The sequence below is a fragment of the Mesorhizobium sp. M7D.F.Ca.US.004.03.1.1 genome, from assembly GCF_003998635.1.
Taxonomy (GTDB): domain Bacteria; phylum Pseudomonadota; class Alphaproteobacteria; order Rhizobiales; family Rhizobiaceae; genus Mesorhizobium; species Mesorhizobium loti.
On sequence record NZ_RZQG01001380.1, the window covers coordinates 1 to 1,108 of the forward strand.

1 protein-coding gene and 1 pseudogene are annotated in these 1,108 nt (G+C 67.4%); both read right to left on the reverse strand.

Annotated features, from left to right (window positions below):
- Positions 1–190, reverse strand: a 190-nt coding sequence (locus tag EN935_RS41635; protein ID WP_206534681.1) for a hypothetical protein, incomplete at its 3' end; no start/stop codon positions are given.
- A gap of 7 nt (positions 191–197) precedes the next feature.
- Positions 198–1,108: pseudogene (locus EN935_RS37245) on the reverse strand (ATP-binding protein); the annotation flags it as partial.

The following is a 1,108-nucleotide window of genomic DNA, read 5'->3' on the forward strand; positions in this document are numbered from 1 at the left end:
GCTCACGCCCGTCCATCAGGGCGGGGAAGATCCCATGTTTCCAAAAGCCTTGATCGAAGACGACCGGTATTCCGAGATAGCGTTGGATAAGATCCTTTGCGAGATTTGTTCCAGATCTCGGCGTCCCCATGACACGAATCCGGACACCATTGCCGCCAGGCTGCGGTCCGCTCTGTGCTGAAATCCTCATATCAGCCTCACAGCGCCAAGCTCCCCTGCTCCACCTCCGCGGCATTTGGATCGCCCGGTGCCGTTGCCCAGGCCAGTTCGACCAGCGTCACGGTACGCCGGCCTGTTCCGTCGAGCTGGCAGACGATGAGGCCCTGCTCCTCGATATAGGTCAAGAGGCGCCGGGCGCGGCGCAGCGAGTGCGAGCCGTAGGCACGCGCGATCGCGGCATCGCTCGGGCACGGCCAGCCCTCCTTCGCGGCACGGGCGATCATCATGAACACGCCCTGCATGTCGTCGGGCAGCAGCGACGCGCGGACGGAAACGTCCCGCCACGCGTCATCCTGCGTCGTCTCGGAGCCGAGGCCGGCGCGGGCGCGCGTCAGCATGCGGCGGAACTCCGGCAGGTCGGGCACGACCGAGGCGAGGCCTTCTATGCGGCAACGGACCACGAATTCCTGATAGAGCACGCCGATCACGCGAAAACCCGCGTCGGGTTGCGCCAGGATGGCGCGCAGCACACGGTCGACACGCTCGTGACGCTCCGCTAGGTCCTCGGCGCTGACTTGCGGTTCTACCGGTTCGGGGCGGATTTCCAGCGCCGCAGACTTGGCCGCCATCAGCTGGTCGAGCAGGTCCGGTGACGTCATGCGGCGCGGCGCGCGCACGGTCTCGGGTGGCGGCGCCGCCAGGATGATGGCGCGTGCATCCTCGAGTGCTGATTCCGGCATCGCCATCAGCCGCGGCGTTCCGTTGCGCGGGCTTGTGTCGGTCGGGCCGATGCGCAGGCCGAGCGGACGGCGCGACAGCGCCGGGCCGAGCGCCATGAACTGCCCGCGCTCCAGATCGCGAAAGGCTTCCGCCTGGCGCCGCTCCATGCCCAGAAGGTCGGCGGCGCGCGCCATGTCGATATCGAGGAAGGTGCGGCCCATGAGGAAAT